Below are 6,424 nucleotides of genomic sequence, written 5' to 3'. Positions count from 1 at the left end.
TCCCGCTGCCGCTCGACTTGCATGTGTTAGGCCTGCCGCCAGCGTTCAATCTGAGCCATGATCAAACTCTTCAATTTAAGTTTGGGCTCAATGAATTGCTGAATTAACTGTTGCTGACTTCCAAAGAAGTCTTGCTTGGTCACTTCATCAGACATTGAAATATCAAAAATTGTTTTTGATGCTTCAATCCTGCGAGTGCCCACACAGATTGCTTGATTCAATTTGTTAAAGAACAGCGCGATTTGCATCGCGACGGGAGTGGCATTCTACGCTTCCCGCCCGGCGAGTCAAGCCTTATTTTACAAGGCTTTTTCACCCATCGACCGGCTCGCTGCTGTGGCGGCGTTGCCCTGTCGACGGAGGCGCATTATAGGGAGCCGGCGAATTCTGGCAAGGACTAAATCGAGAAAAAGTGTCGTTTTTGGTGCGTTCGACCAAACACAAAGCAAAAACACAGATTATCACCAGAATTATCCACAGAAACGCCCTGGGGGCCGGTTCAAAGACATATATAAAGTAAAAGCCTCGCAATGCGAGGCTTTTGTCGATGTCTTGCAAGACTCAGAACGGGATATCGTCGTCAAAGTCCATGGGCGGCTCGTTGTAAACCGGCGGGGCTGACTGAGGCTGCGCAGCCGGGCGGCTATAGCCACCCTGTTGCTGCATGCCCTGGCTCGGCGCAGGACGGCTGGCCTGCTGCATGGGTTGCTGGGGCTGACCCCAGCCTTGCTGGCCACCCCCTTGATTCATCGGCTGACCCGCCCCCTGGGGACGACCACCCAGCATCTGCATCACGCCGGTGAAACTGTCGACCAGCACTTCGGTGGTGTAGCGCTCCTGACCACTCTGATCCTGCCACTTGCGGGTCTGCAGCTTGCCTTCTACATAGACTTGCGAGCCCTTGCGCAGATACTCCCCTGCGACTTCGGCCAGCTTGCCCATGAACACGACGCGGTGCCACTCGGTACGCTCTTTCTGTTCACCGGTTTGCTTGTCGCGCCAGGTTTCAGAGGTGGCCAGGGTAATGTTGGTCACCGCTCCACCGCTGGGCATGTAACGAACTTCGGGATCTTGCCCGAGGTTACCAATCAGAATCACTTTGTTGATGCCGCGACTGGCCATAATTCTCTCTCACTCTATCGCTATGCCAGGCTCGACCTGGACTCAATCTGTGGGTGGACATTCACCCAGTGCAGGGGAAACAGTCTGCCACAATCTTGGGGCTGGTGCTATTCGGCGGGGGCGAATCCCTCGAGCAGTATCCGATCGTAACGTCCATCGGCACGCAGGGAAGCCAGTGCCGTGTTAAAGCGCTCGATAAAGGCAGGAGCATCGGGATAGCTGCGTGACATGATGAGATAGAAAGAGTCTGTCTGGGGGTAGAAAGGAAGCCTCTGCAGACACTCTCTATGGCGGAACTCCTGCATACAGGCCTCGCCGATCACCCGCTCATTCATCGCAATAAGATCAGCCCGCCCGACCATCACCAACTCGAGACAGCGTTCCAGTTCGAGGGGTTGCTCCAGTCTCAGGCTATAGCGTTTAATCGCCTCTGCCGCATGAGCCGTATTCCACCCCTTGGGAATGCACAGGCGCATTCCTTTCCACTCTCCTTTAGCTGCCTTCTTGTTCTCTTTTCGGCTAAACCAGAGCAGATGATCGAAATGAATCGGTGCACTGTAGAGAAACTGCCCGGCACGCTCCGCATTCCACGCATAAGGAAAAGTGGCAGCGACAATGCCGAGACGAGCCTGCTTATAACCGCGACTCCAGGGCATGAATGCTATGTTGGGCTCTTCCCATCCGGCCTCTTCAAAGACGGCCCTCACCAGGCGGGTAGACAGCCCCCCCTGTGGGAGAGACTCCCCCGTATAGGGTGAGAAATCCCCGGCCACCAAGGTCAGGGGGGCCGCCACGCCCCACAAGGGCAGCCATAGCACCAAGAGCAACAGACAACACTTCATATGCACACTCCCACACCACCTTGAAGAAGTATAGGTCGCCCTGATAGCCCCTTGACCTTGGACTATGGTCAAAGGTCTAGACTCGTCTTCAAGCATTGGACAACAAGGAACTCGCCATGAGCCACTCCTGCTGCTCGGGTAACCCGCCCACCATCAAGGCCATCAACCCCAACAAGCCTCATCACCACGGCAATCACTGCTGTGATGCCGTCACCGCACCCCAGGCATCCCATGAGCATAGCGATGGGCATTGCGATCTCGACGCTCACGGCAACGATGACGATCCTCCTCTGAAGCCTGATGCACCGGCCGAGGGTAGCCGTCGCCACAGCTGGCAGGTGAGCGGGATGGACTGCCCCAGTTGCGCCCGAAAGATTGAAACAGCGGTTGGGCGTCTCAACGGGGTCAATCAGGCCAGGGTCTTGTTTGCAACCGAGCGTCTGGTGGTTGATGCCATCCCGGCACTCTCCCCTCTCGACATCATGGCCGCAGTCAGCGCAGCCGGCTTTACCCTGAACGAGGAGACGACCGCGACCACTCCGGCCACGACCGGCTGGTTACGCAGCAACCTTCCGCTCATCTCTCTGACCACCCTGATGGCGCTGGCTACCCTGATAGGCCAGATTGCACCGACTCAAGGCGAGTGGCTCTTCATCCTGGCGACATTATGGGGGCTGTGGCCAGTTGCCTGTAAGGCCTGGCAGCTGGCCCGTAGTGGAACCCCTTTTGCGATAGAGACCCTGATGAGTGTGGCTGCCGTTGGCGCCCTCTACCTGGGGGAAACCGCCGAAGCCGCCATGGTGCTGCTGCTCTTCATGCTCGGAGAAAAACTCGAGGCCTACGCCGCCGGGCGTGCCCGGGCCGGAGTGAGTGCCCTGATGGCCCTGGTCCCCGAGCGAGCCGTACGGGTACGCGGCGAGCTCCGCGAGGAAGTGGAAGCCGGGGAGCTGATGCCGGGCGACGTCATTGAAGTGGCGCCTGGCGCCCGTCTGCCTGCCGATGCCGAATTACTCGACGCACTGGCGGCTTTCGACGAGAGCGCCCTCACCGGTGAGTCGCTCCCGGTTGAGCGCCGCAGCGGTGAAAAGGTCGCCGCCGGTTCCCTCTGCGTAGACAGAGTGATCAGACTGCGTGTCATCTCGGAGCCGGGTCACAATGCGATCGACCGCATACTGCAACTCATCGAAGAGGCCGAGTCCCAACGCGCCCCCATCGAGCGCTTCATCGACCGCTTCAGCCGCTGGTACACGCCAGCCATGATGCTGGTCGCTCTCGCCGTCATCCTGATCCCTCCCCTGACCATGGGGGCCGATTGGCAGACCTGGATCTATCGTGGGTTGGCACTGCTGCTCATCGGCTGTCCCTGTGCCCTGGTCATCTCGACTCCGGCAGCCGTCACCTCGGCGCTGGCTGCGGCGACCCGTCAGGGAGCCCTGATAAAAGGAGGTGCAGCACTGGAACGATTGGCCAGTGTCGAACTCATCGCCTTCGACAAGACCGGCACCCTGACTCTGGGGAAGCCAGCGGTAACCGATCTGATCGCTCTGGATGACACACACCCGATCGAGCGACTGCTGGCCATGGCGGCCGCCATCGAACAGGGCTCTCACCATCCATTGGCCCAGGCCATTGTGGCTCATGCCCAAGGCCTTGGGGTCACTCCGGCCACGGCCCGTGAGATTCGCGCCCTGCCCGGCATGGGGGTTGAAGGGGAGATCGATGGTCAATCCTGGAGCCTACTGGCCCCGACCCATCAAGGTGGCCTCGCCAAAGGCACGGTGGCACAAATCCAAACCCTCGAGCAGGGTGGAAAAACCGTCATCGTACTGGCTCAGACGGGGATCCCCCGTGCCCTGCTGGCTCTGCAGGATCGCCTGCGTCCCGATGCCCGTGCCGCTCTGGTCGAGTTGCAGGCACTCGGGATCGATGGCGTCATGTTGACCGGTGACAATCCAAGAGCGGCCGCCGCCATCGCGGCAGAGCTCAACCTGGACTACCGGGCCGGCCTGCTGCCCGCCGACAAGGTCGAGGCCGTTGCCAATCTGGGGAACCAGAAGGCTGTCGCCATGGTAGGGGATGGCATCAACGATGCCCCGGCCATGAAGCGGGCCCGTATCGGTATCGCCATGGGGTCGGGCACGGATGTGGCGCTGGAGACTGCCGATGCCGCCCTGACCACCAGCCAACTGCACGGGCTGCCGGCCATGATCCGGTTATCGCGGGCTGCGCTCGCCAACATACGTCAAAACATCGCCCTGGCTCTCGGTCTCAAGGCAATCTTCCTGGTCACCAGCCTGCTCGGTCTGACCGGGCTCTGGCTGGCGGTGCTGGCCGACACTGGCGCCACCGCCCTGGTGACCGCCAATGCCCTGCGCCTGCTGCGCAAGCGTTGAGTTCCATGATGAAGAAGCCCCGCTCTGGCGGGGCTTCTTGCTATCCGGGCATCACACCGACTTGGGACGAACCCCCAGGGTATGGCAGATGGCGTAGGTGAGTTCGGAGCGGTTGAGTGTATAGAAGTGGAAGTCCTTAACCCCCTCCTGGCTCAGTACCCGCACCTGATCGATGGCGATACTGGCCCCCACCAGATTACGGGTAGCCTGGTCGTTGTCGAGCCCCTCGAAACGCTGGTGCATCCAGCGCGGGATCTTCACGTTGGTGAAACCGGCAAACTTGGTGAGGGTCTGGTAGTTGGAGACCGGCAATATGCCCGGCACTATCTCTGCGTCGATGCCGATGGCCGCACAGCGATCACGAAAACGCAGGTAGGTCTCCACGTCGAAGAAGAACTGGGTGATGGCCCGGTCGGCACCCGCATCGATCTTGCGCTTGAGATTGAGCAGATCGGACTGGGCGCTACGTGCCTCCGGGTGTACCTCGGGGTAGGCTGCGACCGAGATGTCGAAGTTGGCTTCGGCCTTGAGCAGGGCCACCAGATCGGCGGCATACATATCCGGCTTCTCCACCCCCTGGGGCAGATCGCCACGCAGGGCAACGATGTGGCGGATACCGCTGTTCCAGTAGTCGCGAGCTATGGTGCGCAACTCGTCGCGGCTCGCGTCGATACAGGTCAGGTGTGGCGCTGCGATGAGGCCGGTACGCTCCTTGATGTCCTTGATCACCTTGTGGGTGCGATCCCGGGTACCCGAGTTGGCCCCATAGGTCACAGAGACAAACTTGGGCTCAAGCACCTTGAGACGCTCGATGGATTGCCACAGGGTCTGCTCCATGCTCTCGCTGCCCGGCGGGAAGAACTCGAAGCTGACCGAAATATCACCGCTCAGATCGGCGATGCTCTGGTTGAGGGCTTCAACCTGACGTGCGCTGTGAAATCCCATCTGCTCTCTCCCTGTACGACACGACTCAAAAATGGATGTTTAGACGTCCAAACGTCTTTATATCCTGCCCGGTTTCCCGGGGATGTCAACCTGTCTGTCATCTTTTCTCACCAGATTAACCCGCAAACGAAAGAAAAATTTTGCGTTATCTGATTGAACCCCATCCCCAAGAGTTCGGAATCCAGTTATGATGTGTGCAGAACGTTATACGTTCTGAATCTGCGTGTGATTGTTTGGCCGGAGTCTCTCCGGCCCTTCTTTTATGTAGAGCCGCCACTCCCTGCCGATAACCAGATTGGTTCAAGCTTGTGAGGAGTCCCCCCATGGAGACCCACCCCGCCATCTCCACCGATCTGCTGTTTGACAGCTATCAGGGTCTCATTCAGCGTCATTCCGACTACTGGGCCATCTCGACTCCGGAGAGCCCGGACTACTACTTCGGTAACTATCTGCTGCTGCCACGCCCACCCGATGACAGGGACAAGGGATGGCTGGAGCAGACGTTCGATCGCCTCATCGGTCAGGACCCCCGCATTCGCCATCGCACCTTCCTGTGGCCACTGGACGAGGGGCTGAGTCGCTGTCCTGGTGCCTTCGTCGCCTGTGGTTACCACTATATGGAATGTCTCGCGCTCTCTCTGACCCGAGAGCGTCTGATCCCCCCCGATGGTCCCCTGCCCCTCCCGGTTCGCCCCTTTACCCCGGATGACTGGCCTGCCTGGGTCGAACTCGAGTTAAGGGAACGCAATCCGGCCCATGAGGCGGCGCACTATCATGAGTTTCTCCTCTCCCGCGTGCGTCTCTATCGGGCCATGATAGCCGATGGTCTGGGCCAGTGGTGGGGGATGTGGGACGGTGTGAGCCTGGTTGCCAGCTGTGGTCTCTTCTTCACCGAGAGCCTGGGGCGTTTTCAGTGGGTCAGAACCCGGGAGGCCTGGCGCAACCGCGGCCTGTGCCGTCATCTGCTTCATGGTGTCGCTCGCCACGGGCTGGGGAGAGTGGCGGAGCTGATCATAGTGGCAGACTGCGACTATCACGCCCAGCGTGTCTATCGCCGACTCGGCTTCGAGCCTGTCGCCCGTACCGGCAGCCTCTGCCGCTGGGAACAGGGCTGAAACGAGA

General features: G+C 59.8%; 5 protein-coding genes and 1 rRNA gene. 2 read left to right on the top strand and 4 right to left on the bottom strand.

From position 1 onward, the window contains the following. From AB5Y48_RS17325 to AB5Y48_RS17315, 3 genes are all read right to left on the bottom strand, one after another. Positions 1 to 77, bottom strand: a 16S ribosomal RNA gene (locus tag AB5Y48_RS17325); the annotation flags it as partial. A 484-nt stretch (positions 78 to 561) separates the two neighbouring features. Next, positions 562 to 1,122 (bottom strand): single-stranded DNA-binding protein, encoded by a 561-nt coding sequence (locus tag AB5Y48_RS17320; protein WP_050667861.1) that lies wholly within the window; start codon positions 1,120 to 1,122, stop codon positions 562 to 564. 107 nt (positions 1,123 to 1,229) lie between these two features. Then, positions 1,230 to 1,964 carry an ABC transporter substrate-binding protein gene (locus AB5Y48_RS17315; protein WP_136612767.1) on the bottom strand — a complete coding sequence of 245 codons (735 nt, stop codon included), beginning with the start codon at positions 1,962 to 1,964 and terminating at the stop codon, positions 1,230 to 1,232. Positions 1,965 to 2,080: 116 nt separating this feature from the next. Between AB5Y48_RS17315 and AB5Y48_RS17310 the strand changes: the two genes are divergently transcribed. Next, positions 2,081 to 4,357 (top strand): zinc/cadmium/mercury/lead-transporting ATPase, encoded by a 2,277-nt coding sequence (locus tag AB5Y48_RS17310; RefSeq protein ID WP_050667859.1) that lies wholly within the window; start codon positions 2,081 to 2,083, stop codon positions 4,355 to 4,357. A gap of 51 nt (positions 4,358 to 4,408) precedes the next feature. On the opposite strand, the gene metF is transcribed toward AB5Y48_RS17310, so the two are convergent. Continuing rightward, a complete protein-coding gene (gene metF / locus AB5Y48_RS17305; protein WP_050667858.1) occupies positions 4,409 to 5,302 on the bottom strand; it encodes a methylenetetrahydrofolate reductase in 894 nt (297 codons plus the stop codon). A gap of 323 nt (positions 5,303 to 5,625) precedes the next feature. On the opposite strand from metF, the gene AB5Y48_RS17300 reads away from it, so the two are divergent. Then, a complete protein-coding gene (locus AB5Y48_RS17300) occupies positions 5,626 to 6,417 on the top strand; it encodes a GNAT family N-acetyltransferase (protein WP_050667857.1) in 792 nt (263 codons plus the stop codon). Positions 6,418 to 6,424 lie beyond the last annotated feature (7 nt).

It is taken from the genome of Aeromonas sp. R6-2 (assembly GCF_040908155.1).
Lineage (GTDB): Bacteria > Pseudomonadota > Gammaproteobacteria > Enterobacterales > Aeromonadaceae > Aeromonas > Aeromonas schubertii.
This window is presented reverse-complemented; position numbering and strand designations above follow the sequence as displayed.